Origin of the sequence: Halorubrum coriense DSM 10284 (genome assembly GCF_000337035.1) — an archaeon.
Taxonomy (GTDB): Archaea; Halobacteriota; Halobacteria; order Halobacteriales; family Haloferacaceae; genus Halorubrum; species Halorubrum coriense.
In genome coordinates this window covers 236142-260738 of the sequence record NZ_AOJL01000060.1, presented here as the reverse complement: position 1 = coordinate 260738, position 24597 = coordinate 236142, and the positions used below count along the sequence as shown (strand labels likewise).

Genomic DNA, 24597 nt, shown 5'->3' with positions numbered 1-24597 from the left:
CCGAGGCAGGGCCGCTCGCCGGCGCTCACGCGATCGAGCCCTCCTCGTCTCCGCCTCCGCGCTCGGATTCGACGGTCGTCGAACGGCGAAACGTCGCATAGGGGAACCCTTTTGACGGCGCTCTCCGACCCACGAGGTAATGACGCAGGGTGGTCCGCCGTGACGATGGACGACCGCATCGAAGACCTCCGCGAGCGCCGCGAGCGGGCGGCGAAGGGCGGCGGTGAAGACCGGATCCAGTCGCAACACGACAAGGGGAAGATGACCGCCCGCGAGCGGATCGACTATTTCCTCGACGACGGGACCTTCCACGAGTTCGACCGGTTCCGCACCCACCGCAACCACACGTTCGGGATGGAGGAGAAACAGATCCCGGGCGACGGCGTGGTGACCGGCTACGGCGAGGTGAACGGCCGGAAGACGTTCGTCTTCGCGCACGACTTCACCGTCTTCGGCGGGTCGCTCGGCGAGGTGTTCGCCGAGAAGGTGTGTAAGGTGATGGACAAGGCGATGGACGTCGGCGCGCCCGTCGTCGGCCTCAACGACTCCGCCGGCGCGCGGATCCAAGAGGGGGTCGCCTCGCTCGGCGGCTTCGCGGAGATCTTCCGGCGCAACACGGAGGCGTCGGGCGTGATCCCCCAGATCTCGGCGATCATGGGGCCGTGCGCCGGCGGCGCGGTGTACTCGCCCGCCATCACGGACTTCACGTTCATGGTGAAAGACACCTCGCACATGTTCATCACCGGGCCGGACGTCATCGAGACGGTCACCGGCGAGGAGGTGAGCTTCGAGGAGCTCGGCGGCGCGGTCACCCACTCGTCGACCTCGGGCGTCGCGCACTTCGCCGAGGAGAGCGAGGAGGAGGCGTTAGACGACATCGCGCGGCTGCTGTCGTACCTCCCCGCGAACAACGTCGAGGACCCGCCGCGCGTCGAGCCGTGGGACGACCCCGAGCGCGCCGACGACGAGCTGGCCGAGATCGTCCCCGACGCGCCCCGGAAGCCGTACGACATGAAAGACGTGATCGCGAGCGTCACCGACGAGGGCTCCTTCTTCGAGGTCCAGGAGAACTTCGCGAAGAACATCGTGGTCGGCTTCGCCCGACTCGACGGTCACTCCGTCGGCGTCGTCGCGAACAACCCCCGCGTGAACGCCGGCACCCTCGACATCGAGGCGAGCCAGAAGGGCGCGCGCTTCGTCCGCTTCTGTGACGCGTTCAACGTCCCCATCGTCACGTTCGAGGACGTGCCCGGCTTCATGCCCGGCACCGATCAGGAGCACAACGGGATCATCCGCCACGGCGCGAAGCTGCTGTACGCCTTCTCGGAGGCGACCGTCCCGCTGCTCACCGTCATCACCCGGAAGGCGTACGGCGGGGCCTACTGCGTGATGTCGTCGAAACACATCGGCGGCGACGTCAACTACGCGTGGCCCACCGCCGAGATCGCGGTGATGGGGCCGAAGGGCGCGGTCAACGTCCTCTACCGTGAGGAGCTGGCCGAGGCGGACGACCCGGACGCGCGCAGACAGGAGCTCATCGACGAGTACCGCGAGGAGTTCGCGAACCCCTACACCGCCGCGGACCGCGGCTTCGTCGACGACGTCATCGAGCCGACCGAGACGCGCGCGCGCCTCGTCGAGGACCTGAAGATGCTGAAGGGGAAGCGCTCGGACCAGCCCGCGAAGAAGCACGGCAACATCCCGATCTGATGGCGACCGACGACGAAGCGGGCCGCGGAGGGTCGGTCGACGAGGCGGCGACCGCCGGGCCGGCGGCCGCGCTCGCCGGCCTGTCGATCCCCGACGACGCCCGCGACGACGAGGCGGCCGCCATCGCCGCCGCGGTCGCGGCGCACCTCCGGGACGGCGAGCTCGCCGCCGCGGCCGCGGCGGGCGACGGCGGGGACGGCCGCGACGAGGACCGCTGGGCGCTCGCCGGCCGGATCGACCGACTCCACCGCCGTCGAGTGCGCGTCCACGCCGACGCGCCCGCGGATCCGTGGACCGCGGCCGGTCGCAGCGACCGGTTCTGACCCGGGGCGCGCGCACGCCGGCTATCGCTTCTCGACCGCGTCACTACTCGTCGATCGATCGACACGTCGAACCGAATCGCCGGACGCGGGAGCGTCCGGTCGCGTACATTCCCCCGACGGCGCGGCGTCGAACCGTCGCGCCGTCGCCTCAGCCCCACCGCAGGGCGCGTCGGATGATAGGTCCGCTGACATATATAGCTGTGGTAACCCCTCTCGCGGTCGCTCAGCGCGTCTCCTCGTCGCCGGTCTCCTCTCCCGGGGTCGCGCCGGTCGGCTCGTCGGCGCCGCCGAGGCCCGCCGACCCGCCGCGGTCGCCGAACAGGCGGTTGAGGACGACCGGGACGACGGCCACGAACACGAGGAGCGCGCCGACCCGGATCGGCAGCGATGCGTCGGTGGCGACCGTCAGCCCGAGATAGACGGCGGCACCGACGAGGACCGACGGCAGCACGTACGGGTTTCCCGCGTCGAGCATGCCTCAAGGTGGGACCCGCGGCCCCCTTAACCGTCCCGGCACGGACCGACAGAGTTTGGTAGCAGTTGGTGGAAGAACCGACAGGAATGTTCGACAAGGTTCTCGTGGCGAACCGCGGCGAGATCGCGGTTCGCGTGATGCGCGCCTGTGAGGAGTTCGGCGTCGACACCGTCGCCGTCTACAGCGACGCCGACAAACACGGCGGCCACGTCCGGTACGCGGACGAGGCGTACAACGTCGGGCCCGCCCGCGCGGCGGACTCGTACCTCGACGGCGAGGCGGTCGTCGAGGCGGCGCGCTCGGCCGGTGCCGACGCGATCCACCCCGGCTACGGGTTCCTCGCCGAGAACGCCGACTTCGCGGCCCGCGTCGAGGCGGCCGACGGGATCACGTGGGTCGGTCCCGAGAGCGACGCGATGGAGCGACTCGGCGAGAAGACCCACGCGCGCCGCGTGATGGACGACGCCGACGTGCCCATCGTCCCCGGCACGACGGAACCGGTGACCGACGCCGAGGCCGTCACCGAGTTCGGCGACGAGTACGGCTACCCCGTCGCGATCAAGGCCGAGGGCGGCGGCGGCGGCCGCGGGATGAAAGTCGTCGAGAGCGCCGACGAGGCCGCGGAGGCCCTCGAATCGGCGAAGCGCGAGGGCGAGGCGTACTTCTCGAACGACTCGGTGTACCTCGAGCGCTACCTCCAGACCCCCCGCCACGTGGAGGTCCAAGTCGTCGCGGACGACCCGGACGGGTCGGTGACCGAGAGCGACGTGGTCCACCTCGGCGAGCGCGACTGCTCGCTCCAGCGCCGCCACCAGAAGGTGATCGAGGAGGGCCCCTCGCCCGCGCTCTCCGACGAACTGCGCGAACAGATCGGCGAGGCCGCCCGCCGCGGCGTCGCCGCCGCCGACTACACCAACGCCGGAACCGTCGAGTTCCTCGTCGAGGAGGACCCCGACCGGGACCCGGCGGAGCCGCTCGGCCCCGACACGCCGTTCTACTTCCTCGAAGTGAACACGCGGATCCAGGTCGAACACACCGTCACCGAGGAGCTGACGGGGATCGACATCGTCGGCGAGCAGCTCCGGGTCGCCAGCGGCGATGGCCTCTCGGTCTCGCAGGACGACGTCGAGCTGGAGGGCCACGCCGTCGAGTTCCGGATCAACGCCGAGAACGCCGCGAACGACTTCCAGCCCGCCAACGAGGGGTCGCTGGAGACGTACGACCCGCCGGGCGGGATCGGCGTCCGCGTCGACGACGCGCTCCGGCAGGGCGACGAGCTGGTCACCGACTACGACTCGATGATCGCCAAGCTGATCGTGCGGGCCGGCGACCGCGAGACCTGTCTCGCGCGCTCGAAGCGCGCGCTCGCGGAGTACGACATCGACGGCGTCGTCACCATCGTCCCGTTCCACCGGCTCATGCTCGACGACGAGCGCTTCGTCGACGGCACGCACACGACGAAGTACCTCGACGAGGAGCTCGACCGGGAGCTCGTCGCCGACGCGCAGGAGCGGTGGGGCTCCGAGACCGCGGGCGTCGCGGACGACGACGAGGAGGTGACCGAACGCGAGTTCACCGTCGAGGTGAACGGCAAGCGCTTCGACGTGGAGTTAGAGGAGCGCGGCGCGCCCGCCGTTCCGGTCCCCGAGAGCGGCGGGAGCGGCGGCCAGCAGCGCCCGCCGCAGGCGACCGCCGACGACGGCGGCGACGACTCGGTCGACGTCGCCGAGGGCGGCGAGTCCATCGACGCGGAGATGCAGGGGACGATCCTCTCCGTCGACGTCGCGGAGGGCGACGAGGTCGCCGCCGGCGACGTGGTCTGCGTCCTCGAGGCGATGAAGATGGAGAACGACGTGGTCGCCGAGCGCGGCGGCACCGTCGCGGGGGTCCACGTCGGCGAGGGCGACAGCGTCGACATGGGCGACGTGCTGATCGTGCTGGAGTAGTCGGGTCTCCGGTCCCGAAACCGCTGGAGTCCGGACGAGAGGACCGCCGTGCGCATAAGCGTCAGCGGGGAACCGGGATCTGTCGCGAGACGCCCTTCGGCACCGACGGGCGCCGCGTGCGCCTCGCGCGCCTCGGGGCGGACGGCGTCGGAAGCGCGCCTCGTCAGAGCCGCGTCGTCGGGCCCCCGGTCGACGCGACCGGAAGCCGCGCGAACAGGTCGGTCTCCGACTGCGACCACAGCCGCTCCACCGCATCCGCCGCGGCTTCCTCGCGTTCCGTGATCTCCGCCGTCAATCGGTCGAACGCTTCGCTCGCCGCCAGTTCGCTCGCGAGGAAATCCGCCTCCAACGCCTGCTTTCGCGCCAGCAGTCCGAGCAGTTCGGAGATGTCGTCGTCGTACGTTCTGATCAGCGCCGCCGTCTCCACTATCGAGTGTAGCTGTGTCACCCGCAGCGGCTTGACGACGTAGTCGTCGACCGGGAGGTCGGCGACCGCCGGCGACGGCGAGTGGGCCGTGACCATGACCACCTGCGCGTCGCACCCGTTCCCGTCCAGGCTGTCCGCGACCTCGTCACCGGAAAGCCCCGGCAGCTGCCGGTCGAGAAGCACGACGTCGGCCCCGTGCTCCGCCACGCTCTCCAGCGCCGCCCGACCGGAGTAGACGCTTCGAACGTCGTACTCGTCTTCGAGCCACGTCTCGTAGAGGGCGGCCAGGTCGCGGCGATCCTCGACGACGAGGACGCGCGTCCGGTCCGCGTCAGCGGGCATCGCGTCCTCCCGGCCGCCGCCCCCGCCGGTGCGTTCTCGTCGGCTCGCCGTGTCCCGCGCGGCGCGTCCCGGGCGGTGCCGGTACGGGTCGAGCGCGCCTCATGGTTCGCGGTCGACGATCACGCGGATCGAGGCGCCGTACAGGAGCGTCACCCGACAGCTCTGAAACTGGAAGTTCGTCGACGGAAGCCACCCGTTGTTGTCCGTCGCCTTCGCCTTGAACAGCCCGTCGAGGCTGTCGACGTCGACGAACCGGAGCAGCGAGGGCGTCTCGGAGAGCTCCGACCACGTCGCCACGGCTTCGTCGACCGTCAGGCAGACCGCGTCGCCGATGTCCGCCGCCTGACCGAACTCCCGCACTAGCTCCGTGTCCGTCGACCATCCCGCCACGACACGCGGGTCGGTTCCTCGTTGGGCGTCCGCGTGTGACGCGGCGTCTGCGTCGGACTGATGCGACATACACTCGGATCGTGCCCACATCGACACGTGCCCTCCGCCTGCCCTCATCGGTGTGCGGTCTGTCGCACCGATTCAGATAGGCAGACGAGTCCCCGCTCGAAGCCGGTGAACCCGGCCGTCCGGCTGTCGTTCGTCGCGAGCCGTTCACGCGGCCGTGACCGTCGTCGCGCCGTGGAACTCCAAGAAGCGGATCGTCACCGTTCGACCGCTCGTGAAGCTCCGTAACTCGTCGACGCCGGGGTTCCCGGACCCGTACGCGGCCTGATCGAGCAGGTCGACCGACCTCGTCCGCTGGTACCACTCCTCGAGAGCGGACGAACTCAGCGCCCCCTCACCGCGGAGTTCGAACGCCTGATCGCCGACCCGCCGGTACACTTGAACGTTCGTGTTCGACCAGCTCCCCCCGTACGACCGCGTCAGCCCGTCGAGGTCGACCACGTCGCTCGCGAGGTCGGTCGTCCGAGTGACGGCGACGTAGTACGCCGTATCCCCGCTCTCCACGGTGAACCCGAGCCTGAAGTACTGGCGTTTCGGGTCGAACTCCTCGTTGGCTCCGGTGAGCGACGTCAGGTTCGGATCCGAGAGCGAGACGCCGTCGACGGATTCGACGCCGGACCACGCACAGCCCTCTTGCGCGTTCGTGAGCCGAACGGTCGGATCGGCGGCCGTCCACCGTGGAAAGCGGCACCCGTCGGTGGACTCCGAGCCGGAGTGGACCGCGATCGACTGCTCCGCGGTCTCCAACGCTCCGGGCGCGGAACCGAACGTCGCCCTGACCGTGGCCGTCCCGGCCCGATCGCTGACGTAGCGGTACCGCACGGTTCCGTCGTCGTCGGACGTGTCGTTGGCTGCGACGAGCTCTCCCGGGCCGTCGACGACCGCCGCCTCGACGTCGACGTCGGCGACGGGATTGGAGAAGCGGTCGCGGACCACGTACTCGACCTCTCGATGCTCACCGACCGCGGTCGTACCGGTCGTCTCACCCCGCGTGAGGTACTCCGGAGCGCCGTCCGCGCGGTCACCGCCGACGCTGACCTGAGCCGTTCGGAGCCGGTACGTCACGTTCGGCCGTAACTCGAGCCGCAACGTGTTGTACGGCTCGCCCGCGGTCACGCGTATCGAGGTGACGTAACCGCCCGCAGAAGCCAGCTCGTCCCCGAGGGCGCTTTCCCAGTACGACTGCCCCGCGGCCGTCGGGACGGTGATTCCGACCGGCGAACTCTCGTTGCTGACGGCGGTCGCGTCCGCGGACGGGCTCCCGGCGCGGGTCATCACGCTCGCGTCGCGGACGCCGGACCGCGAGAGCGACCCGTGTACGAGGACGAGATTGATCCGGGTCCCGTCGACGAGCATCGGGTCGCTGCGGGCGAGGTCCGCGCCCTCGTGCTGTTCGATGAGTCCGCCGTTGTCGATGAGGTACCGCGGTGCGCTCCGGTACTCGCTGTAGTCGGCCTCGTAAGCGACGGTCCGGGTGACGAACGAGCGGTCGGTCCCGTCGAAGTAGTCGCCCGCCTCCCCGGCCGCCGTCGCGTTGGACAACGTCACGGTCCCGTTCGGGAGCGTCCGAAGCCGACCGTTGGCGTCGGGCGGGTTGAGCAGGAACGGTCTCGTCGGGTAGCGGACCCCGAGCTCGACCGTGTTCGAACGGTCGGCCCGCCGCGTCGACAGCTCGACGATGTCGTCGTGAACGTCGCCGACACTGCTCCGTACCTCCCCGTCGTGTCGGAACTCGATGTCTTCGTTCCAGATCGGAACGGCTGTCGCCTGAAGCGAGGCGAGCAGCAACATGACGAGTCCGAACATCAGCAGCGTGCCCAAGACGGTGGACACGGCCCGGCCGGCCGCCCGACGCCGGGAGACACGGGCGAACCCGAGGGCTGGGAGTGCGCGTCTCATCGTCAGACACCGAGGAACAGCAGGACCGTGGCGACGACGAGCGCGAGGCTGATCTTCAGACCGCTCAGCACGTCGTTGTTCGCGATCTTTCCTCCGACGAGACCGCTGAATCCCGCCTGTATCAGGGCGGCGTGGAACACGAGGAGCCGAAACGTGTTGACCTCGAACTCCCGCAGCGACACGGCCAGTCCGGTGGCGCGTCGGTCCGGAACGCTGTCGCTGGCGGTCTGCGCGATGCCTTGGAGGTAGAACAGGTCGATCATCGCCACGACGCCGACGAAGACGACGAAGCCGACCACGACGATGGCGAGGTACGACTGAAGCTCTTGGGTGCGCTCTCGCCGCAGCTGTCTGCTCGCCCGCGCGTCGTCCGCCGCGATCGAGAGCGCGCGCCGCATCCCCCCGCCGGCACGGTTGGCCTCGCTGAGGAGCTTCGTCGACTGGGTGATCTCGCCGATACCGATCCGGTTCGCGAACCGCGCCAGCGCCCCCGACGTGTCGCGGTTCCACGCGATGTCGTTCGTGAGTCGACCCAACTGCTCTCCGAGCCGATCGCTCCGTCGGTCGCTCGTGATGTCGATCGATTCGGGCAGCGACAGCCCGATACCGTTGATGTTCGCGATCGCCGACAGCGTCTCGGGGAACCGGTTCATCAGTTCCGACCGCTGTCGCCGGCGGAGCTCGTGAAAGAGGGACACCGGTGCGGCGACGACCAGAACGGGGAGGACGAAGACGGCGATCGAACCCGCGATCGGCCTGGCGGTCAGCCCGGAAGCGGAGAACAGCGCCGGCCCGGAGAGCGCGACGGCGCCCACGAGACCGACGGCGACCGGCACCGTGATCGGCAGCGTCAACCTCGGCTCGTCGATGAGCGTCTGGACCGGGTTTCGAAGCCATCCCCGGACCGTCCCGACGCGCTTCCGTCGGGCGTAGCGGGCGATGCGGGCGTCGCCCGCCGGCGGTCGGACGCCGGCCGCCTCGTCGACCGAAATCGACGCCGAGGTCGCCTCGAACGGGCCGGCGATCCGGTCGATGAGCAGCACACACGCGACCGACCCGAGGGGAATTCCCACGTACACGACGGCCGCGACGTACAACAGCGTCTCGGCCCCGAGCAACGCCATGACCAACAGCAGAACGAGGAGAAACAGCGGCCCGGCGACGAGCAGCGAGATGTACCCCTCGGCGACGAGGGCCAACGTCTCGATGAGGCCGCGCTGTTCCGCGCGCGCCTCCTGTAGGTACGTGTTCGCCTCCGTCTCCACGAGCGACGTGAAGTCGCCGCCCGAGTCGATGATGCTCACCGCGTCGTCGACGAACCGAGCGAACCTGCGACTCGGCGTTCGGGTGCGCGCGGCCCGCAGCGCGTCCAGCAGGTTCTTGTTGAACACGTCGACGTCGCGTATGAGTACCCGAAACTCGGACCCGAGTTCGCCGTAGGCGTCGTCCGACTCGGCCAGGGTCCGGAAGACGCTCAGCGTGTCCATCCCGCCCTGCGAGAGGGCGTACATGAACAGGATCCCGTTCGGGAGGTTGAGGTCGATCGCCCGGCCCCGCCTGTCGGCTATCGCCTGCGGCCGCGACAGCGAGTACCGTCGGTAGGCGAACCCCAGGCCACCGCCCAGCACGGTCGCGGTGACGAGGATCGACCCGATCGGTTCGGCCCCCGCTAGCGGGACCGCGATCGGATGGAGCGCGGGCGGCGCGTCCAGCGCCGCGACGACCCCGCCCAGCGAGAGCATCGCGCCGACGAAGACGCCGGCCACCGCGCCGACGACGCCGAATCCGACCGACAGCGTCGCCGACCGCGCGAGATACGTCTCGGCGGTGACCGGTAGCTGTGCCGCGTTCAACGCGCCCTGTAGCTCGGCGTACTCCTCGCCGCCGCGCCGGTAGCGCGACCAGAAGAACTCGTAGACGCGGGAGAGCCCGAAGCCGTCCACCACGTCCGCCGCGTTCATCGCCGTGTCCCGCCACCCGGATCTCCCGGCTTGCGGGCGGCGTCTCCGCCGATCGCTCCGCTCCGTACCCGGGCGAGCGTCTCCTCGGGACGCCGTTGGAACTGCTCGATGACGGCCGAGACCCGTTCGTAGGTGCGAACGTCCGCCTCCACCAGCGCCGCGAGGAACCGAGCCCGCCGGCGCAGCTCCGCCTGAAGTCGGGTCGCCGACCAGCCCTTCGCGCGACGGAGCGATTCGAGCTTCCGCGACTCTCCTCGGACGTCGAACTCGTCGGTCGTCGGGTCCCACCGATACAGCTGGTTACGCTGTACGCCGTCGCCCTCGCCGATCTCGGTGATGTTCGTGTTCCGTCGGATCCGCGTTTCGCCCCGCTGGACCTGACGCTGAACGCAGACGATGTCGAGCTCTTGGATCATCTGCTCGGGCACCTGTAGCGGCGGGTTCTGTAGCCGGGAGAGGACCGTCCCGATGCTGTCCGCGTGGAGCGTCGTACAGGCGGTGTGGCCCGTGGCCATCGCTTGGAAGAACGCCAGGGCGACGTCCGGTCCCTTCATGCCGACCGACGGACGCTCGCCGACGATCTCCGTTCCGTACCCGAACTCTCGCTTCGCGGCGTCGTTGACGTAGGTGAAGCGCCCCTCGGTGTCCAGCGCGTACACCGGATCGTCGACGGCCTCGAGGATCGTCTCGTACCGCTCCAGCTCCTCGAACCGCTCGCGCCGTCGAATCTCGGTGCCGAGCCACTTCGCGATGAGCTTCACGAACTCCCTCTCCTCCGCGCGGAACGGCACGACGCGCGGTCTCCGCATCGAGAAGTTCACCGTGCCGTAGACCCCGTCACCGACGACGACGGGAGCGCCGATATACGCGACGACGCTGTCGGCCGCCGGGTGGTCCCGGTGGTCGGTCTCCGCGACGTCGGCGAACGCGAGCGGCTCGGCCGCGTCGCCGGCGAGCGTCGCGTCGCACATCGTGTCCGCGAGGTCGTACACCGCGCCCGCCTCGTGTGTCCCGGTCGCGTCGACCGCGGTATCGACCTCGTAGTCGTCGCCGTCGACGCGCGCGAGTACGCCCGCGTCGAGGCCGAAGTGGTCGCACCCGAGCGACAGCAGTCGCTCGATGGCCTCGTCGAACTCCTCGAAGTCGACCGCGAGCTCGCTCAGCCGACGGAGCGCGGCCGCGTCGTCGCCCACCGGCCCCCCGCGTCGCCCTCGGTGAAGCTCCGCGCCCCGCGACGGCCCGCGTGCCACCGTGCGGACGTGCGCGGTCCCGTCGACGTCGACCCGGTGGCTGGCGAGTTCGACCCGCAGGTCGCCCCCGCGGGCGCGCTCGAACGTCGTCGCGACCGGTTCCGACGCACCGGCGGCGGCGTCGTCGAGGTGCTCGCGAACCGCCGCCGACGAGTCCCCCAGAACCGCGGCGAACCGACTGCCCAGAAGCGAACGCCGGTCTCGCCCCGTCAACTCGACGGCGGCCCGGTTGACGGCCACCAGCGTCCCGTCGGCGTCGCTGACGAACGTGGGGTCGTCCGACCGATCGAACAGCGCGCGGGCGACGTCACAACCCGCCGCCGGCGACCGTCGGGGGTCGACCCGAGACAGCGTCCTCTCGAGGTTCGCCGCGATCCCCTCGACGACGGCGACGTCGGCGTCGTCGGGCCCCTCGACCTCGGTGAGACCGACGCGGAGTACGCGGTCGCCCCCGACGGGAACGAGTATCTCGGACTGAAGCGGCTCCGGCGGGCTGTCGTCGACCGCCGCTTCGGGAGCGCCGTCGCTCAACGACTCGTCTCCCCGTTCGTCCACCCGCTTGCCGATCGATTCCGGAATCCGGTCCGGAGCGCCGTCAACGCCGGACGAAGACGAGGCGTCGGGCCTGAGAGCGGTGACCGTCTCGGTCGTCGCGTCGTACGCACAGACGCTCACCGCCGGCCGGTCGAACACCGTCTCCAGAAACTCGGTCGTGCGACCGATCGCGGTCGAAACGGTCTCGGCCCCGTTGAGTTCCGCCGAGAGGCTGAGAAGGCGCTCCGGAGACGCGAGCGGCGATCGCGGGCCAGTCATGTATTGTTGACGTGTCTCATGGCAATAAATCGTCGGCCTACTCGTCACTCCACGCGGGGGGCCGTTCCGTGACCGCCGCGGTGTCCGGAGCGGAGCCGCTCATCGGCGCGATTCGAACCCGCCCCTCCGACTCCGCCTCCGCGGCCGATTCGAGCGCCGACGCGTCGGTGCCCACGGCTTCACGGACGCACGTCCACGCGAACAGCGACGGGACCGGAGCGAACCTGATACCCACGGCGTCCGTCGTTCGCTGGTACAGGCTCGCCCTCGACGCGTCGGCCTCCGCGGCCGGCGTCGCCTCTAGCAGGCCGACCGCGACGAGTTCGCCGACGCGGCGGTAGCAAGTCGCGATCGGGACGTCCAACGAGTCGCTGAGACGAGTCACCGACGTGGGTTCTTCGGTTGCGCCGAGGATCTCCATGCTGTACTCCCGACCGAGCGCGCGAATGGGTTTCATGAGCGTACGACCTCGCTTGGCCGTCCGTTATCACCGGTGAAAAGGCGGCTTCCGAGATTCATCGGTCCCGTTTTCCTGATACCGATGCTCATCGGTGTAGCTCAAATACGGCCGATAGAGGGAGTAAGACGTCCGGGTAGCCGCCTTCGTAGCCCTTGGTTCCGCCGAGACGCCGATCGCCGTCCCGCTCGCGACGCAGTCGCGCCGGTCTCGTCGCCGGCTCGTTCAGCGGCTCTATCACTGGACATAATCGGCGGGAATGATTGATACAGCCGCACCGCCGATAGCCGCCAATGGAACACGCGAGCGACGGACGCCCGGAGCGGATTCACGTGTTGTACGTGAACGGCGACGCCGACTTCGCCGAACTGGCTCGGGCGAAGCTCGAACGGATCGCACCGGGCGTGACGGTGACGACCGTCGGCGACACGCGGGTCGCTCTCAGCCGGGTCGCCGAGGGCTCCGTCGACTGTCTCGTCACCTCGTACTCGCTGCCGGAGGGGACCGGGATCGACCTCGTCGCGCGGGCCGAGACCGAACGTCCCGACCTGCCGACGGTCCTCTTCACCGGGCGGGGCAGCGAGCGGATCGCCAGCGAGGCGACCCAAGCCGGCGTGTCGGACTACATCCCGATCCACGGGACCCAAGACAGCTTCGAGCTGCTCGCCGGTCGGGTCCGAACGCTGGTGGACGCGGCGCGCAAACAGGCGACCGCCGAGCGGCTGTCGGACCGCTTCCAGCGGACGCTCGAACGCGCCACCGACGCGATCTACGCGGTCGACGGCGACTGGCGCGTGGAGTACATGAACGACACGATGGCCGAGCGGATCGAGCGCGACCCGGAGCGGATCGTCGGGAACACGATCTGGGAGGCGTTCCCGTCGATCGTGGGGACGGAGCTCGAAGAGCGGTATCGAACGGCGATGGCCACCGGCGAACCGGCGTCGTTCGAACAGCGGCTCGGCGACCCGTTCGACTACTGGGTCGAGGTGCGGGCGTTCCCGGACGAGGACGGGCTGACCGTCTTCTCGCGCGAGATCACCGACGAACGGGAACGCGAGCGAGAGCTGGAACGCAGCGAAGCGGTCCTGGAGAACGTCCACGACGCGGTGACAGTCGTCGACGAGGACGGGTCCGTCGCGTTCGCGAACGCGGCCGCGAACCGCCTGCTGTCCGGTCGTCAGTCGGCGGACCTCACCGGGAAGCGGCTGTCCGAGCTCGCCGGTGACCGCGTCGACGAGGCGGACGCCCGCGCGTTCTCCGAGGCGGTCGAACTGACGCTCGACGAGATGGAGAGCGACGGCGGGCTGTCCGGGTTCTACGACGCGGACCTACGGATAGACGTCGCCGTCGGGGACGGCGAGCGGACGTTCGACATTCGGCTGACGCCGTTCCAGCGCCGAGCGACCAATCAGGTGCTCGTCGTCGCCCGCGACGTGACCGAGCGGAGTGCGGCGAAGCACCAGCTGGAACGGGAGCGGGACGCGCTCCGGGAGCTCCAGACCGTCATGGCGGAGAGCGACACCTCGAGCGCGTCTCGCCTTCGGAACCTGCTGCGAGTCGGCTGCCGGACGCTCGGGCTCGAGATCGGGATCGTCTCGCGGGCGCAGGGCGGCGACTACACGGTCGAAGCGGTTCACGCACCGGACGCCGACGTCGAGGCCGGCGACCGGTTCGACCTCGCGTCGACGTACTGCGCGGAAGTGGTCGGGACCGACTCCGTCTGCTCGTTCGCGGACGCGGTCAGCGAGGGGAAAGCGACTCATCCCGCCTACCGCGAGCTCGAACTCGAGTCGTACATCGGCGTGCCGCTCGTCGTCGACGGCGCTCGCTACGGGACGGTCAACTTCTCGAGCCCGACGACGCGAGTGGCCCCGTTCGGGGCGCTCGAACGGACGTTCGTCGAGCTGTTGGCCGAGCTCGTGAGCGCCGAGCTCTCCCGGGCGCGAGACCGCGCCGACCTGGAGCGACGGGAGTTCCTCTTCGACCGGGTCCAAGACATCGCGGACATCGGCGTCTGGGAGTACTTCCCCGCGCGAGAGGAGCTCACGTGGTCCGACGGGACGCGCCGGATCCACGGCGTCGACGAGGGGTACGAGCCGTCGATCGACGACGCGATCGAGTTCTACCACCCGGACGACCGCGAGACGATCACCGACGCGGTCGACACCGCGATCGAGGACGGGAAGCTGTACGACCTCGACCTCCGGATCGAGCGCGCCGACGGCGGGGTGCGCGACGTCCGGGCGTGGGGGGAGTTCGTCGAGGACGCGCGCCGCGGGGACGCGGCGCTCCGCGGCGTGTTCCAGGACGTGACGGAGCGGGAGGCGAAGCGGCGCGAGCATCAGGCGCTCGCGGAGGAGTACGCGGCGCTGCTCGAGACCTCCGGCGACGCGATATTCCTGCTCGACGTCGACGCCGCCGGCGACGAGCCGTCGTTCGAGTTCGCCCGCCTCAGCCCCGGGTACGAGTCGCAGACGGGGCTCACGACCGCGGACGTTCGGGGCGAGACGCCGCGGGCGGTGTTCGGCGACGAACAGGGGGCCGAGCTCGCGGCCAACTACGCTCGCTGCGTCGAGGAGGGCGCGCCGATCTCGTACCACGAGGAGCTCGAAACGGTCGCGGACGGCCGGTTCTGGGAGACTAGCCTCGCACCGGTGACCGTCGACGGCGAGACGGTTCGGATCGTGGGCATCGCCCGGAACGTGACCGAACGGGTCGAACGGGAGCGGGAGCTCGAGACGACGAACCAGCGGCTGGAGTCGCTCATCGAAGCGACCCCGCTCACCGTGATGGAAGTCGACGCCGACGGGGGCGTCGTGCGCTGGAACGAGGAGGCCGAGACCATGTTCGGCTGGTCGCACGAGGAGGTCCGCGGCGCGCGGAACCCGCTCGCCTCGACCGAGCGGTGGGAGGAGTTCGCCGCACACCGGCGACGCGCGCTACGCGGCGAGCGGGTCAGAGCCGAGGAGGTGCGACTGGAGACGAAAGCCGGGGACACGCTGGACCTGCTCCTGTCCATCGCCCCGATCACGGCCCCGGACGGCGAGGTCACGGGCACGCTCGCCGTCGTCGAGGACATCACCGATCAGAAGCGGTTGGAGGCCCGACTGCGGGCGCTCCAAGAGACCGCACAGCGGCTCAGCAGCGCCGAGTCGGCAGAGGCAATCGGCTCCGTCGCCGTCGACGCCGCGGCCGACGTGCTCGGCCTCGACGTCACCGCGGCGTGGGAGTTCGACCGGCGGGCGGACGCGCTCGTCCCGGTCAGCGAAACGGACGCGGCGACGGACCTGCTCGGAGAGGCCCCCCGGTTCGACAGCGGCGAGGGGCTCGCGTGGGACGCGTTCGAGTCGGGGGAGACGCGGGTGTACGACGACGTTCACGACGCGGACCGCAGATACAACTCCGACACGGCGATCCAGAGCGAGGTCGTCGTTCCGCTGGGCGAGTACGGCGTCATGATCACCGGGTCGACGTCGCCCCGCGAGTTCTGCGAGACCGACGTCGACCTGTTCCGGATCCTCGGTGCGACCGTCGAGGCGGCCTTCGCGCGGGCGAGCCGGGAAGCGGAGCTACAGCGGCAAAACGAGCGGCTCGACGAGTTCGCGAGCGTCGTCGCCCACGACCTCAGAAACCCCCTCACCGTCGCGCAGGGGTTCCTCGAACTCGCGACGGAGACGGGCGACCCGGACCACTTCGCGCGGGTGCAGTCGGCTCACGACCGGACCGAGCGGCTCATCGACGACCTGCTCGCGCTGGCGCGCGGCGAGACCGCCGTCGAGGACGCGGAAGCCGTGGACCTCGGCACCGTGACGACGGAGGCGTGGGGGTACGTCGACACGGACGAGGCGGCGCTCGCGGTCGCGGACGCGGTGCCGACGGTCACCGGCGATCCGGGCCGCCTGACGCAGCTCTTCGAGAACCTCTTCAGGAACGCGGTCGAGCACGGCGGACCGACGGTCACGGTTACGGTGGGGCAGTCGGCCGGTGACGGCGGCTTCTACGTGGAAGACGACGGGAGCGGGATCCCGCCGGATCGACGCGACGACGTGCTTCGGCACGGCGTCACGTCCAGCGACGGGGGGACCGGCTTCGGGCTCTCGATCGTGGCCGACATCGCGGAGGCGCACGGCTGGACGGTGTCCGTGACGGACGGAAGCGACGGCGGCGCGCGGTTCGAGTTCGACGAAGCCGCGTAGGACCCCCCGACCCGGAGACGGAAACTCGGGACGTACCGCTCGACCCCGAGGAGAACACGCGAGGCGGTTCGCACGCTGCCCGCCCCGCTCGTCCACGCCGCCTGCGGCGCACGGCCTTCGGGCGGTTCGTTCGCGGGCCGTCGTCCGGCGCCCCGTGTGAATCGGTGCGTGAGGCGGTGTACCGATGTGCGTGGGTAAAAGCGCCATCACCGGCGATCGCTTACCGGTGGTACGTCCATGCCACAGACATCGGAGGACTACTTCAGAGACCTATACGAGCTGGGTGCGGACAAGTCGATGCCCCTGTCCGAGAAGATCGCGAAGGCGGTGACGCTGGGTCGAGAACGTCTGGACCTCGCGTACGGTGTCCTCTCGTACACGGCCGACGGCGAACACGAGATCACCGGGTCGACGGTTCGGGCGGGCGAGTTCGCCGCCGGGACCGTCTCCGACCTGGAGGAGACGTGGTGTCGACACGTCGTCGACGAACGGGAGCTCCTCGTGGTGGCCGACGCGGGGGCGTCCACGTACGCCGACGACGTCGCTCGGAAGGCTTCGGGGTGGGAGTGTTACATCGGCGGGCCGATCGTGGTCGACGGAGAGACGTACGGAACCCTCTGCTACTCGGACGAGACGCCTCGGGACCGCGAGTTCCGGGAGACGGAACGACGGTTCGTCCAGCTGATGACCCAATGGATCAGCTACGAGATAGAACGCGAGAAACACTACCAGACCGTCGAAGCACAGAACGAGCGCCTCGACGAGTTCGCCGGCGTTCTGGCCCACGACATTCGGAACCCCCTCACGGCCGCCGTCGGCTACACCGAGTACGCGATCGAGACGGCACCCGACACGGTCACGACGCGCCTCCGGACGGTGATGGACTCTCTGGACCGGATCGAGGAGCTGATCGCGAGCACGCTCGCGCTGGCCCGCGAGGGCGTCGACGTGGGGGAACGCGATCGCGTCGACCTGGGCCGCGTCGCCCGCGAGGCGTGGGACTTGGTCGCGCCGTCGAACGCCGCGCTCGAGGTGGCCGAAAGCCGCGCGCTAACCGCGGACGAATCGCGGCTGCGGCAGCTGTTCGAGAACGTCTTCCGGAACGTCGACGAGCACTGCGGAACCGGGGTGACGGTCACCGTGCGCGGGACGGACTCGGGGTTCGCGATCGCGAACGACGGCCCCGAGATGCCCGCCGAGATAGCCGACTCGCTGTTCGACGACGCGTTCGGCGCCGACCGGGGCGGTCTCGGACTGCTGATCGTCGAACGGGTCGTCTCCGGCCACGGGTGGGACGGCGCGGTCGAGACGGGGCCGGACGAGACCGAGTTCGTGTTTTCCGGGGTCGGAACGGCGACGACGGCCCCGAGACCGGCGTGACCGCGCTCGACGCGAGCCCCGCCGTGACGGTCGCCGGCGTTCCGCCGCGATGGTCGCCGGCGCTCGTCTGCCGCCCCCGAACGCTCCCGGCCGCCCACTCGCGGTGCGCAGCGCCGGTACGTCTCGTCCGGGACGGGCGGACGCGGAGGAGCGGGCCGAAACGCGCGCCGGTCGGTCAGATCTGACCGACGCTGTTTAACGGGGCGCCCGAGAACGAGGGGGTATGGAACCGGTCGACGACTGGCGGTCGGCGATCGCCGAGGCCGGCGAGCTGACCGGCCCGATCGCCGCGGCCATCGTCGAGGCCCACGGCGACCGCGGCCAACGCGCGATCGAGGCGGTCGGCGAGGGGCGCGTGAAGCGCTACCGCGACTTCACCGTCGTCGTGGGCCACGAGGACGAGTACGTCGTCGAGGACGGGGAGTGTACCTGCGCGGACGCGACGTACAACCTCGACGCCGACGACCCCGACGAGCGCTGCTGGCACGCCATCGCGGTCGACGTCGCGGACGGGCTCGACGCCGTCGACCACCACGACATGTGGTACTCCGAGGTCCGCGAGTTCCTTTGAGGCCGCCGCTCCGTCGCCGCCCGACCGCCCGTCGAAGCAGCCGCCGTTCGCCCGCGTGACGCGACCGTTTTCGCGAACTTCGGCCTGAGAGTCGAAAACGTTTACAACAGCGGCCGGTCTCCCCTAGGGTATGGCGGACTGTCCACTCGCCGACGACTGCCCCAGCTTCGACGAACGGATCCAGGGGATGGGGTGTCAACACTACGGCAACAAAGGCGGCGCGGAGTGGTGTAACCACTACGACATGCCGATCTACGAGCTGAAACAGCAGCCGGTCCAGCCCGGCGAGGCGGTCGTCGTCGAGGTCGACGACATCCACGAGAGCGGCGCCGGCGTCGGCCGCACCGACGACGGGTTCATCGTCCTCGTCGACGGGCTCCTCCCCCCGGCGCGCGCCGAGGTCAAGATCCACCGCGTGAAGTCCAGCCACGCGACGGCACAGGACGTGATCGAGCGCCTCCCCGACGACCCGGACGCCGAGGAGTCCGACGGCGAGGACGCGGGCGCCGAGGGTGAGGACGACGAGGAGGACGAGGGACGCAGTCGGCGCGACCGCCCGGACCGCGAACGGCTCGGCAGCCGCGAGAACTTCTGGGGCAAGTGACGGCGTCTCGGGGGAGCCCCGCCCCACGGACAGTCCGGACGCCGTCGATCCGTCGCGCGATTCCCCGCCGACCGACTCACCCGACGCCCGTCGCCCGAAACCGCCGTTTTTTGACCGACCGGTCCCTCGGTGCCCACATGGTGGCAGACGACGAGCAGCCGGAGCCGGCCGACGTCGACGCCGACTCGATCCTCGAAGGGGCCGGGTTCGACGCCGACGAGAGCGTGCTCACGCGCCGGCAGGCGGAGGTGTTGGCGCTCCGCGAGCGCGGGCTCCGGCAGTCGGACATCGCCGACCGGCTCGGAACCTCGCGCGCGAACGTCTCCAGCGTCGAGGCGAGCGCCCGCGACAACGTCGAGCGCGCCCGCGAGACGGTCGCGTTCGCGGAGGCGCTGTCCGCGCCGGTCCGCGTCGAGATCGAGTCGGGCACCGACCTCTACGACGCGCCGAAGCGGGTGTACGACGCCTGCGACGACGCCGGCGTCAAGGTGAACCAGACCGCGCCCGAGCTGATGAAGGCGATCGGCGACCGCGCGGGCGACGCGGTCCACGGCCGCGAGGTCCGCAGCCGGCTGTTCGTCACGGTCGCCGCCGACGGACAGATACGCGTCCGGCGGCCGTAGTCCCGCACCGCACGCCGGCTCCCGCCCTCCTCACTCCCCGTCGATCCGCTCCGCGACGCCGACGAGCGTCGCGCCCGCGGTGACGGTCGCCTCTCGGGCGACCGAGTACGCGATCCCGTCGCGGTCGGCGCGCGCGACCTGGAGCGTCTCGAACGTCGTCGGGTCGAACACCTCGCCGACCCGCTCGCCGTCCGCGACCGAATCGCCGACGGCGAGGTCGGGGTCGGGGACGAACAGCCCCGAGTCGGCCGCGGTCACGCGCCCGAGGTGGTTGCGCGCGACGACGCCGTCCCACGGCTCGGGCTCGCCGTCGAGCAGCCCCTCGTGCCGCAGCGCGCCGATCATCCCCGCCACGCCGGTCTCGACCGCCGCCGGGACGACCTCCCGGCTGTGGGCGAGTTCGGGCGTGATCGTCGGGATCCCCTCGCGCGTGGCGGCGACCCGGAACTTCCCGGCGAACCCGCGCTCGTCCCACTCGGTGTCGGCGTCGTCCCCCGCGGCCTCCGCGAGCAGGAGGTCGGTGCCGAACGCCTCCGCGAGCCCGCGACACCCCTCGTCGCCGCGCATGTACACCGTGTGCGTCGCCATCGACGGCGACCCGGTGTGGAGGTCGACGACCGCGTCAGCCCCGCTCGCGAACGCCCAGAGCCGGGCCGCCATCCGGTCGTGGAGCGACCCCTCCGGGTCGCCGGGCCAGCAGCGGTTCATGTTCGGCTGGCGCGAGTCGAGCGACTCCGGCGTCGTGTACGAGACGCGGTCGAAGGTGAGCGGGTCGGCGACCGGGACCGTCACGAGCGTCCCGGCGAGGTCGGCGGCCGTCGGGTCGGCTCCGGACCCGTCCCCCGCGTCGCCCGCCTCGCCGACGAGTCGGTCGTGGAGCCGCCGGAGGACCGCGGTCCCGTTCACTTCTCGGCCGTGCTGGGCCGCCTGCGCGTAGATCACGGGTGCGTCGTCGGGGGCGTAGAGCTCGGGGCCGTCGTCGCCGTCGACGATATCGCCCTCGCCGTACGCGTGGACGGTCGTCCGGATCGGCACGCCCGAGGGGAGCCGCGCGAGGGTGAGGCTGCGACTGGTGTGCATGCCTGCGGCTCGGGCCGGCTCGGGGTTATACCTCGGGGGTGTGGCCCCGGCGTTCCGCGGACTCCCCCGCCCCGACCGCGGACGCTAAGGCCGTGGCCCGCGCACGACGTTCCATGCGGGTCACCCTGCTCGGGACGGGCGACACGACGGGGACGCCGACGGTCGGCTGCGGCTGCGACACCTGCGTCACGGCCCGCGAGCGCGGGGTGTCGCGGTCGCGCTTCTCCGTCCACGTCGCCAACGAGCGCACCGGCGAGTCGCTGCTCGTCGACTTCAGCCCCGACTTCAGACAGCAGTTCCTCGCGGCCGACGTCCCGCTGCCGGACGCCGGCCTCGTGACGCACATCCACTTCGACCACCTCGACGGGTTGGGGAACGTCTACCGGCTCGTCGACGGCCTCCCCGTCCACGCGCCCGCGGAGACGGACCCCGCGACCGACGAGAGCGTCGCGGAGACTATCCGGCGCAAGTACGACTACCTCGAAGACCGGATCGGCGTCCACGCCCGCGACCCCTTCGAGCCGTTCGAGACCTGCGGCTTCGAGGTGCGGTTCGTCCCCGTCGACCACCCGCCGCTCGTCTGTTACGGGGTCGTCGTCGAGGACCCCGAGACGGGCGCGAAACTCTCGCTCACCGGCGACACCAGCTACGACGTCCCCGAGCGCTCCCGCGAGGCGCTCGCCGGCGCGGACCTGCTCCTCGCCGACGCCATCGTCCCCGCCGCGCTCTGCGAACACCACCCGATCGGCGGCCGCCACGAGGGGCCCGACGGCGTCCCGCGGACGTTCGGCACGAAGCACATGACCCGGGAGGGAGCGCTCGCGCTGGCCGACGAGCTCGACCCCGACCGGACGCGGCTCGTCCACCTCGCGCACTACTACCCCGCCGACGAGGCGTTCGAGGAGCCGCTGGCGGTCGACGGCGAAGTGTACGAGCTGTAGCCTTTTGTCCCGCTAGCACGTACCACGCGTAGATGGCCGCGAACCGCCTCCGGACCGCGATCGACCGCCTGGAGCCGCCGCCGCGCGCGGTCGACTGGTCACTGTTCGCGTTCGTCCTCGCCGAGACGGTGACCGGTCTCGTCTCCTTCACCGTCGGCGTCCCAGAGGGGTGGCCGCTGTTCTGGCTCCACCGTTCGCTCGGCGTCGGCATCGTCGCGCTGCTCGGGTGGAAGCTCGCGCGGGTCCGCCGCCGGCTCACCGACCCCCGGCTCTGGCGGCGGTCGACCGCGCTGTCGGTCCTGACGCTCGTCGCCGCGGTCGGCGCGCTCGCGACCGGCGTCGCGTGGGTGTTCGGGCTCGACGTGCGGCTCTCGTACTGGACTCTGCTGTCGGTCCACGTCGGGTTCGGCCTCGCGCTGGTCCCGCTCGTGGCCGCGCACGCCTCCACCCGGTTCCGGCTCCCCCGCCGCGTCGACTTCGAGCGCCGCCGGACCGCCGTCACCTACTTCGCGCTGCTCGCGGCCGGCGGCGCGACCTACCGGCTCCAGCAGGGGGTCAACGACGCGCTCGACACCGCGGGCGCGGACCGGCGGTTCACCGGCTCGCAACCCCGCGAGGGGGACGGCAACGGCGCGTTCCCGATCACCTCGTGGGTCGCCGACGACCCCGACCCGATCGACCGCGACGCGTACCGGCTGACGGTCGACGGCCTCGTGAGCGAGCCCGTCGAACTGACCGCCGACGAACTGGCGGCGGGCCACGAGACGGCGGCCCTACTCGACTGTACGAGCGGCTGGTACACGGTCCAAGAGTGGGGCGGGATCCGCGTCGGCGACCTGCTCGACGCGGCGGGCGGGGTCGAGGCGANCCGCCGCGGGACCCGGCAGCGCGGCCGACGACGGGGAGCCCGCCCGCGCCCCGGCCTACGTCCGGTTCACGTCGGTGACGGGCTACCGGTGGAGCCTCCCGCTTTCGGAGGTCGAGGACGCCCTGCTCGCGACGCACGTCGGCGGCGAGCGACTGAGTCACGGCCACGGCGCGCCGGCGCGGCTGGTCGCGCCAGACCGCCGCGGCTTCCAGTGGGTGAAGTGGGTGACGCGCGTGGAGGTCCGGTCGGAGTACGACCTCGGGCAGTGGATCGTGACGCTGGTGAGCGGGTTGGACTGACCGGCGCCCCGGTCGGACACCGGAGCTCGGGTGGCTTACTCGTAATCGCTCCCGACGACCTCGCGGATGCGCTCCGCGGTCACCGGGCCGACGCCCTCGACCTCCAGTAAGTCGTCCTCGGGCGCGGTCATCACCGCCTCGACCGTGCCGAAGTGTTCGAGGAGGGTCCGGGCCGTCACCGGCCCGATGTCGGCGATGGAGGAGACGACGTACTCCTGCTGTTCCGCGCGGGTCTTCGTCGTCTTCTCGCCGTGGACGCTCACCTCGCGGTCGCGCGTCTCCTGCTCCCGCTTGGCGATCGTCGCGAGCAGCTCCGTCGTGTCGTCTTCGCCCTCGGTGCGGAGGACGCTCACGTCGAAGTCGACCGCGAGCGACGCGAGCGCGCCGCGGATCGCGTTGGGGTCGATGTCGCGCTGGCCGTAGAGGTTCGTCCCCTCGACGACCATGACGGGGCGGGCGTACGCCCGCGAGAGCTCGCCCACCTGCTCGAACATCGACCGGTCGGAATCGAGCATCGAGTCGACGAAGTCCGCCGCCGACTTGCGCTCGACCGCGACGCGGTCGGAGAGGACGTAGTCGCCGACCGCGAGCGTCTCCAGCCGCGTGACGAGCCCGTCGCGCGTCGAGAGCTCCTTCGCGATCGAGGAGTCGAGCTCGCGCTGGTCGACGACGACTTCGACGCCCTCGTCGACGCCCGCGGTCGCGACGACGCCGTCCGCGTCCGCCTTCTCGCCGCTCGTCTCCTCACCGTCCGCGCCCTCGCCGTCCGCCTCGTCGGCGTCGCCGTCTCCACCGGCTCGCGCCTCCTCGGCGAAGTCGGTGAGACCGGCCGCCCCGGTCTCGCCGGCGTCGGCCTCTTCGGCGTTCGCGCCGTCACCGTCGCCCGCGCTCTCGTCGGCCCCCGAGTCGGCACCGTCGCTCTCGGCTTCGGGTCCGCCCGCGAACGCGTCGAGGCCCGCCTGCCCGTCGTCGCCGACCGTCTCCTCGATGTCGTCGGTGGCCTCCTTCAGCTCGGCGAGCTGGCTGGCCATCTTCTTCTCGCGCCGCCGGGAGATCCAGAAGAACGCCTCGTCGCGGGTGTCCTCGGCCATCAGGACGACCACCTTCCCCTCCGCCTGTCGGCCGGTCCGGCCCTTGCGCTGGATCGACCGGATCGCGGTCGGGACCGGCTCGTAGAAGCAGACCAGGTCGACCTCGGGGACGTCGAGGCCCTCCTCCGCGACCGACGTGGAGACGAGCACCTCGAACTCGCCCGACTTGAACTCGTCGAGCGTCTCCTGCTGCTGTCTCTGGGTCATCCCGTCGGAGCCGTCCTTGTCGCCCTGCCCGACGAACTTCCGCACGTCGAAGCTCGCGGAGAGGAACTCCACGAGCGCCTCGGCGGTGTCGCGGGACTCCGTGAACAGGATCGCGCGCTCGCCCTCGTTGATCCCGAGCGTCTCCGCCAGCAGGATGCGGGCCTTCGAGAACTTCGGGTGGAGCCCGTCGAACGACTCCGCCTTCCGCATCGCCTCTCTCACTTTGGGGTCCGCGACCATGCGCTGGCTCGCCTTCGACGCGCCCGACGAGCGGGCGGCCTCGCGCTGGCGCTCGAAGTAGCGCCGCACGGACTCGACGGACTGCGTCTCGACCAGCTCGGTCGCGCGCCGGAGCTTCATCACCTCGGCGTGGGTACTCATCCCCTTGTACCCGTCCGACTGGTCGTTGTCCATCATCTGCTTCAGCTGGCCCCGCATCTTGTTGAGGTCCTTCTGCGAGAGGTCGGGGCTCGTCTTGTTCGTCACGCCCAGTTGCTTCAGCTTCTCCAGCCGGTCGGTGATCACCTCGTTGAGCGCGTCGCGGATGCCGAGGACCTCGTCCGGCAAGGTGACCTGCTCCCACTGGACGTCGGTGTCGTGGGTGTACTCGTCGACGTCGGCGTCCTCCTCGGTCATCACCCTGTCTCTTATACACATCTCTGAGCGGGCTGGCAA

General features: G+C 70.7%; 17 protein-coding genes and 2 pseudogenes. 10 read left to right on the top strand and 9 right to left on the bottom strand.

Going from position 1 to position 24597, the window contains the following annotated elements; genetic code table 11:
• Nucleotides 1-165 precede the first annotated feature (165 nt).
• Nucleotides 166-1710: an acyl-CoA carboxylase subunit beta gene (locus C464_RS14775; protein ID WP_006114559.1), complete on the top strand. Its 1545-nt coding sequence runs from the start codon at nucleotides 166-168 to the stop codon at nucleotides 1708-1710.
• Nucleotides 1710-2033 (top strand): hypothetical protein, encoded by a 324-nt coding sequence (locus C464_RS14770; protein WP_006114558.1) that lies wholly within the window; start codon nucleotides 1710-1712, stop codon nucleotides 2031-2033. Before C464_RS14775 ends, C464_RS14770 begins: the two co-directional genes overlap by 1 nt.
• Nucleotides 2034-2256: 223 nt before the next feature.
• Here C464_RS14770 and C464_RS14765 read toward each other — a convergent pair whose 3' ends face one another.
• Nucleotides 2257-2508, bottom strand: a complete 252-nt coding sequence (locus tag C464_RS14765; protein ID WP_006114557.1) for a hypothetical protein — start codon at nucleotides 2506-2508, stop codon at nucleotides 2257-2259.
• Nucleotides 2509-2594: 86 nt separating this feature from the next.
• Here C464_RS14765 and C464_RS14760 point away from each other — a divergent pair, with 86 nt between their 5' ends.
• Entirely contained in the window at nucleotides 2595-4454 is a 1860-nt protein-coding gene (locus C464_RS14760; RefSeq protein WP_006114556.1) for an ATP-binding protein, read from the top strand.
• A gap of 163 nt (nucleotides 4455-4617) precedes the next feature.
• On the opposite strand, the gene C464_RS14755 is transcribed toward C464_RS14760, so the two are convergent.
• From C464_RS14755 to C464_RS14730, 6 genes are all read right to left on the bottom strand, one after another.
• Nucleotides 4618-5223, bottom strand: coding sequence for a response regulator (locus C464_RS14755; RefSeq protein WP_006114555.1), 606 nt, complete (start codon nucleotides 5221-5223; stop codon nucleotides 4618-4620).
• 99 nt (nucleotides 5224-5322) lie between these two features.
• Nucleotides 5323-5703: a hypothetical protein gene (locus C464_RS14750; protein ID WP_152420963.1), complete on the bottom strand. Its 381-nt coding sequence runs from the start codon at nucleotides 5701-5703 to the stop codon at nucleotides 5323-5325.
• 123 nt (nucleotides 5704-5826) lie between these two features.
• Nucleotides 5827-7578: an Ig-like domain-containing protein gene (locus C464_RS14745; protein ID WP_152420962.1), complete on the bottom strand. Its 1752-nt coding sequence runs from the start codon at nucleotides 7576-7578 to the stop codon at nucleotides 5827-5829.
• Between the two features lie 2 nt (nucleotides 7579-7580).
• On the bottom strand, nucleotides 7581-9539 hold the full coding sequence (locus tag C464_RS14740) for a type II secretion system F family protein (RefSeq protein ID WP_006114552.1): 1959 nt from the start codon (nucleotides 9537-9539) through the stop codon (nucleotides 7581-7583).
• Complete coding sequence (locus C464_RS14735) at nucleotides 9536-11602, bottom strand: ATPase, T2SS/T4P/T4SS family (RefSeq protein WP_006114551.1); 2067 nt, start codon at nucleotides 11600-11602, stop codon at nucleotides 9536-9538. Before C464_RS14735 ends, C464_RS14740 begins: the two co-directional genes overlap by 4 nt.
• Before the next feature lie 37 nt (nucleotides 11603-11639).
• Nucleotides 11640-12059, bottom strand: coding sequence for a winged helix-turn-helix domain-containing protein (locus C464_RS14730; RefSeq protein ID WP_006114550.1), 420 nt, complete (start codon nucleotides 12057-12059; stop codon nucleotides 11640-11642).
• Between the two features lie 293 nt (nucleotides 12060-12352).
• Here C464_RS14730 and C464_RS14725 point away from each other — a divergent pair, with 293 nt between their 5' ends.
• The 5 genes from C464_RS14725 to C464_RS14705 all read left to right on the top strand — a co-directional run bounded on the left by C464_RS14725 (nucleotide 12353) and on the right by C464_RS14705 (nucleotide 19436).
• Nucleotides 12353-16258 (top strand): PAS domain-containing protein, encoded by a 3906-nt coding sequence (locus tag C464_RS14725; protein ID WP_006114549.1) that lies wholly within the window; start codon nucleotides 12353-12355, stop codon nucleotides 16256-16258.
• 237 nt (nucleotides 16259-16495) lie between these two features.
• Complete coding sequence (locus C464_RS14720; RefSeq protein ID WP_049911220.1) at nucleotides 16496-17638, top strand: sensor histidine kinase; 1143 nt, start codon at nucleotides 16496-16498, stop codon at nucleotides 17636-17638.
• Between the two features lie 223 nt (nucleotides 17639-17861).
• Entirely contained in the window at nucleotides 17862-18209 is a 348-nt protein-coding gene (locus tag C464_RS14715; protein ID WP_006114547.1) for a hypothetical protein, read from the top strand.
• 130 nt (nucleotides 18210-18339) lie between these two features.
• Nucleotides 18340-18813 carry a TRAM domain-containing protein gene (locus tag C464_RS14710; protein ID WP_006114546.1) on the top strand — a complete coding sequence of 158 codons (474 nt, stop codon included), beginning with the start codon at nucleotides 18340-18342 and terminating at the stop codon, nucleotides 18811-18813.
• Nucleotides 18814-18950: 137 nt separating this feature from the next.
• A complete protein-coding gene (locus C464_RS14705) occupies nucleotides 18951-19436 on the top strand; it encodes a Tfx family DNA-binding protein (protein WP_006114545.1) in 486 nt (161 codons plus the stop codon).
• Between the two features lie 30 nt (nucleotides 19437-19466).
• On the opposite strand, the gene C464_RS14700 is transcribed toward C464_RS14705, so the two are convergent.
• Nucleotides 19467-20516 carry a succinylglutamate desuccinylase/aspartoacylase family protein gene (locus C464_RS14700; RefSeq protein ID WP_006114544.1) on the bottom strand — a complete coding sequence of 350 codons (1050 nt, stop codon included), beginning with the start codon at nucleotides 20514-20516 and terminating at the stop codon, nucleotides 19467-19469.
• Between the two features lie 113 nt (nucleotides 20517-20629).
• Here C464_RS14700 and C464_RS14695 point away from each other — a divergent pair, with 113 nt between their 5' ends.
• Together C464_RS14695 and C464_RS14690 are read left to right on the top strand one after the other, a co-directional pair.
• Nucleotides 20630-21457: an MBL fold metallo-hydrolase gene (locus tag C464_RS14695; RefSeq protein WP_006114543.1), complete on the top strand. Its 828-nt coding sequence runs from the start codon at nucleotides 20630-20632 to the stop codon at nucleotides 21455-21457.
• Between the two features lie 32 nt (nucleotides 21458-21489).
• Nucleotides 21490-22624 (top strand): annotated as a pseudogene (locus C464_RS14690) (molybdopterin-dependent oxidoreductase).
• Between the two features lie 35 nt (nucleotides 22625-22659).
• Here C464_RS14690 and C464_RS14685 read toward each other — a convergent pair.
• Nucleotides 22660-24564 (bottom strand): annotated as a pseudogene (locus C464_RS14685) (DEAD/DEAH box helicase); the annotation flags it as partial.
• Nucleotides 24565-24597: the final 33 nt, after the last annotated feature.

What these genes read in the sequence shown, in the direction of transcription:
- C464_RS14720 (WP_049911220.1), top strand. Translation starts at nt 16,496, where the DNA reads ATGCCACAGACATCGGAGGACTACTTCAGAGACCTATACGAGCTGGGT.
- C464_RS14705 (WP_006114545.1), top strand. Translation starts at nt 18,951, where the DNA reads ATGGTGGCAGACGACGAGCAGCCGGAGCCGGCCGACGTCGACGCCGAC.
- C464_RS14750 (WP_152420963.1), bottom strand. Translation starts at nt 5,703, where the DNA reads ATGTGGGCACGATCCGAGTGTATGTCGCATCAGTCCGACGCAGACGCC.
- C464_RS14775 (WP_006114559.1), top strand. Translation starts at nt 166, where the DNA reads ATGGACGACCGCATCGAAGACCTCCGCGAGCGCCGCGAGCGGGCGGCG.
- C464_RS14755 (WP_006114555.1), bottom strand. Translation starts at nt 5,223, where the DNA reads ATGCCCGCTGACGCGGACCGGACGCGCGTCCTCGTCGTCGAGGATCGC.
- C464_RS14730 (WP_006114550.1), bottom strand. Translation starts at nt 12,059, where the DNA reads ATGAAACCCATTCGCGCGCTCGGTCGGGAGTACAGCATGGAGATCCTC.
- C464_RS14745 (WP_152420962.1), bottom strand. Translation starts at nt 7,578, where the DNA reads ATGAGACGCGCACTCCCAGCCCTCGGGTTCGCCCGTGTCTCCCGGCGT.
- C464_RS14760 (WP_006114556.1), top strand. Translation starts at nt 2,595, where the DNA reads ATGTTCGACAAGGTTCTCGTGGCGAACCGCGGCGAGATCGCGGTTCGC.
- C464_RS14740 (WP_006114552.1), bottom strand. Translation starts at nt 9,539, where the DNA reads ATGAACGCGGCGGACGTGGTGGACGGCTTCGGGCTCTCCCGCGTCTAC.
- C464_RS14735 (WP_006114551.1), bottom strand. Translation starts at nt 11,602, where the DNA reads ATGACTGGCCCGCGATCGCCGCTCGCGTCTCCGGAGCGCCTTCTCAGC.
- C464_RS14695 (WP_006114543.1), top strand. Translation starts at nt 20,630, where the DNA reads ATGCGGGTCACCCTGCTCGGGACGGGCGACACGACGGGGACGCCGACG.
- C464_RS14700 (WP_006114544.1), bottom strand. Translation starts at nt 20,516, where the DNA reads ATGCACACCAGTCGCAGCCTCACCCTCGCGCGGCTCCCCTCGGGCGTG.
- C464_RS14715 (WP_006114547.1), top strand. Translation starts at nt 17,862, where the DNA reads ATGGAACCGGTCGACGACTGGCGGTCGGCGATCGCCGAGGCCGGCGAG.
- C464_RS14765 (WP_006114557.1), bottom strand. Translation starts at nt 2,508, where the DNA reads ATGCTCGACGCGGGAAACCCGTACGTGCTGCCGTCGGTCCTCGTCGGT.
- C464_RS14710 (WP_006114546.1), top strand. Translation starts at nt 18,340, where the DNA reads ATGGCGGACTGTCCACTCGCCGACGACTGCCCCAGCTTCGACGAACGG.
- C464_RS14725 (WP_006114549.1), top strand. Translation starts at nt 12,353, where the DNA reads ATGGAACACGCGAGCGACGGACGCCCGGAGCGGATTCACGTGTTGTAC.
- C464_RS14770 (WP_006114558.1), top strand. Translation starts at nt 1,710, where the DNA reads ATGGCGACCGACGACGAAGCGGGCCGCGGAGGGTCGGTCGACGAGGCG.